The sequence below is a fragment of the Kribbella caucasensis genome, assembly GCF_004361855.1.
Taxonomy (GTDB): Bacteria; Actinomycetota; Actinomycetes; order Propionibacteriales; family Kribbellaceae; genus Kribbella; species Kribbella caucasensis.
Window position 1 is genome coordinate 1 of the sequence record NZ_SNWQ01000078.1, and the last position, 2,354, is coordinate 2,354.

The 2,354-nt window shown below is 65.0% G+C and carries 4 protein-coding genes; 2 read left to right on the plus strand and 2 right to left on the minus strand.

Going from position 1 to position 2,354, the window contains the following annotated elements; all coding sequences use genetic code 11:
• Window positions 1-245 precede the first annotated feature (245 nt).
• On the minus strand, window positions 246-788 hold the full coding sequence (locus EV643_RS43870; protein ID WP_166665821.1) for a MarR family winged helix-turn-helix transcriptional regulator: 543 nt from the start codon (window positions 786-788) through the stop codon (window positions 246-248).
• 79 nt (window positions 789-867) lie between these two features.
• Here EV643_RS43870 and EV643_RS43875 point away from each other — a divergent pair, with 79 nt between their 5' ends.
• Window positions 868-1,425, plus strand: a complete 558-nt coding sequence (locus tag EV643_RS43875) for an NADPH-dependent FMN reductase (protein WP_166665822.1) — start codon at window positions 868-870, stop codon at window positions 1,423-1,425.
• A gap of 60 nt (window positions 1,426-1,485) precedes the next feature.
• Window positions 1,486-1,794: a hypothetical protein gene (locus tag EV643_RS43880; protein WP_133806160.1), complete on the plus strand. Its 309-nt coding sequence runs from the start codon at window positions 1,486-1,488 to the stop codon at window positions 1,792-1,794.
• Window positions 1,795-1,898: 104 nt separating this feature from the next.
• Here the strand turns inward: EV643_RS43880 and EV643_RS43885 are convergent, their stop codons facing one another.
• Complete coding sequence (locus tag EV643_RS43885; protein ID WP_133806161.1) at window positions 1,899-2,150, minus strand: hypothetical protein; 252 nt, start codon at window positions 2,148-2,150, stop codon at window positions 1,899-1,901.
• Window positions 2,151-2,354 lie beyond the last annotated feature (204 nt).

Consider the following 2,354-nt stretch of genomic DNA (forward strand, 5'->3'; position numbering starts at 1 on the left):
GCGGCACTTCATCCGGGATCTCCGGAGACATCAGTCCGGCATGTCGTGAGACACGTGTCCGGGATGTCGTGAACCAGAACACTGCCGGGGGCACCACTGCCGGGCGCGCACTGCCGGGCGCGCCATCGGATGTCTTGAGACATCACAGCGTTGAACCACAACACTGCCAGGTGCACTCCGAGGGTGCCGAGGGCTGCACGGGAACCCCATCGCTGGCCAAAGGGCGCGAGGTGACTCAATGGTTGTCAAGCGCCTCGGCTGCCGGCGCCTTCATCATCCACACGCCTGAGCAGCTTCCTGGTTACCTTGGCCAGCTGCGCGATGTCGTCCCTGGTGAGCCTGGAGAACAGATGGCGCTCCAGGCCGTCGTAGTGGGTGTCCTGAGCAGCCCGCAGCAAGCCGAGGCCCTCCTCGGTAATCGCCACCTTCACAGCACGGGTGTCCCGCTCGTCCGTCTCGCGGCTGACCAACCCATCCCTCTCCAGCTCCGCGACGAGGCGCGACATACGGCTCTGGCTGAGCGGCGCCTGAACGGTCAACTGTGTCAACGGCAGCCGGCCGTCCGGCGAGAACACACCGAGATGCAGCAAGACCTCGAACCCTCGCAGTCCGATACCGTGGGCGCGGCGCAGTTCCGAGTCGAGCGTTCGCTCCAGTTGCTCCCCTGCACGCACTAGCCCGAGGAACGCATCAGCGTACGTCGGCGAGAGGGAGCGGACCGAGTTGCGGTTGATCCTGAACGCCGTCCCGCGCTCGTCTCCTCCAGTCCGATCGTTCTTCGCCGTCATCCCGCCATCATACATGCTTGCGCATGCATTAACTTTGATGTATGCTCATGCATATAAACCACTGGAAAGGAGTCGAGCGATGAGAATCCTGGTCATCTCCGGGTCCACCCGGCGGGAGTCTCTGAACACCCGGCTGGCGAGACTTGCCGCCGCTACGCTCGCCCACGACACCGTGACTGTCGTGAACGACCTGGACCGAGTGCCGTACTACAACGGCGACGTTGAGGCAGCCGGTCTCCCGGCTCCCGTCGTGGAATTGCGGCAGGCAGTTGCCGACGCCGACGCTGTGGTGATCGTGACGCCGGAATACAACGGCACCGTGCCTGGCCTGTTGGGCAACGCGGTGGACTGGCTGTCCCGGCCACCCGAGAACTCCGTGCTGCGGGGAAAGCGCGTCGTGGTGCTCTCTGCTTCGCCGAGCAGGTACGGCGGCATCCGGGCCGCCTCACACCTGCGCACCGTGCTCGGCCACATCCGTGCCGACGTCGCTCCGCAAGGGCTCAGCGTCGCCAGAGCACCGCAGCGTCTCGGCGATTCGTCGGCAGACCCTGACCTGGTCACCGACCTGGCGAAGGTGCTCAACGAGGCGCTGCCCCCAGCACCCCGCGAGGAGAACATCCTCGCCCTCGCGGCCTGACCGCCCACCAGCGCGAGTCTGCACGTACTTGGACCGCCAAGGTCCAGACAGGAGAACACGATGTACGCCGTACTCCGGATGAACACGTTCGCCATTGCCAAGCTGGCCGCCTCGTCGGCCCAACTGGAGGAATTCGACCGAATCCATGCCTCACAACCCGGCTACGCGGGCAGCATCACCGTGGACCTGGGAGGCGGACGCCGCATGATGGTCAACCTCTGGAAGAGCGAGCAGGACAGCAGGGCGGCATTCGCCCACCTGAGGCCTGAAGTGGACCGGCTGCTGACACCGCTCATGTCGGCTCCGTCCGAGTTCCTCGGCACCGGTCCCGTCGTCGCCGTCGACCTGCCGAGCACGACCGAGGGCTGATCCCCGGGCGACCTCCGGCGACCTGGGCGGCAATCGGCCCTTCCACGCGCGCTGACGAAACTCCAGCTCAGGTCGCAACGACTCCCATGAACACGCTCGGCAGTTCAGCGGACGGCCCCTCGATCGCGCAGCACGACCTTGCCCGAGGAGTCCTCCACCACGAACGGCTGACCGGCCACGACGGAGACGAACTCGAAGACGGAGCCCTCCACTCTCGTAGCACCGATCTCATTGGTCACACTCTGGCCGCGCACCACGAACCACTCGCCGGTATCGCGGTTGGTGTGGATCTCGCGATAGGAGGAGGTGTCCTTGAGAAAGAACGCGGACCGGTCGCCACTCTTGCCTGCACGCACGCGGTAGCTGCCGCTGAACTGTGCCTGTACTTCGACCGGATATCCGCAATCGTCGTAGACGTAGGAGTCGGTCCCCGAATAGGTGCCCTGGTCGATGATGGTGGCGCCTCCCTACGTGTCAGGGTTGGGTGAGGCCAGCAGCTAACAGCAAGTCCGCCGGATGACGTAGGGCGAGAACAGGAATCGATCCATCATGTCCAGTCC